Raw genomic sequence first — 486 nt, forward strand, 5'->3', positions numbered from 1 at the left:
GCTCTGCGCCGCCTTCGACCGGCTCCGGCCCGAGCACGGGCCGCACGAGCGCCTGATCGGCTTCGTGCCCGACCGGCCCGGCCATGACCGGCGATACGCCATCGACCCGTCCAAGGCGGAAGCCGAGCTCGGCTGGGTGCCCGCGAAGGACTTCGAGGCGGCGCTCACCGAGACGGTGCGCTGGTATCTCGCCAACGAAGGCTGGTGGCGCCCGATCCGGGTGGGCCGCTACGCGGGCGAGCGGCTCGGCCTCGCCCCGGCCAGATCGCACGCGACGGCGGGCTGAGCCCGATGGACATCCTGCTCCTCGGAGGGGCGGGCCAGGTCGGCACCGAGTTGCAGGCCATCGCCTGGGACGCGGATATCCGGGTGCACGCGCCGACCCGCGCGGAGCTCGATAGTACCGACGCAGATGCCGTCGCGGAGATGCTGGCGGGGCGCGACTACCGGGCGGTGATCAACACCGCCGCCTACACGGCGGTCGAC

General features: G+C 73.5%; 2 protein-coding genes. Both read left to right on the forward strand.

Going from position 1 to position 486, the window contains the following annotated elements:
* The coding region (locus WDW90_RS38085) for a GDP-mannose 4,6-dehydratase (RefSeq protein ID WP_336492868.1) at nt 1-286 on the forward strand (286 nt) is incomplete at its 5' end.
* Between the two features lie 5 nt (nt 287-291).
* Nucleotides 292-486, forward strand: a 195-nt coding sequence (locus tag WDW90_RS38090; RefSeq protein ID WP_336492869.1) for a sugar nucleotide-binding protein, incomplete at its 3' end; no start/stop codon positions are given.

Source organism: Methylobacterium nigriterrae, from assembly GCF_037106235.1.
Taxonomy (GTDB): Bacteria; Pseudomonadota; Alphaproteobacteria; order Rhizobiales; family Beijerinckiaceae; genus Methylobacterium; species Methylobacterium nigriterrae.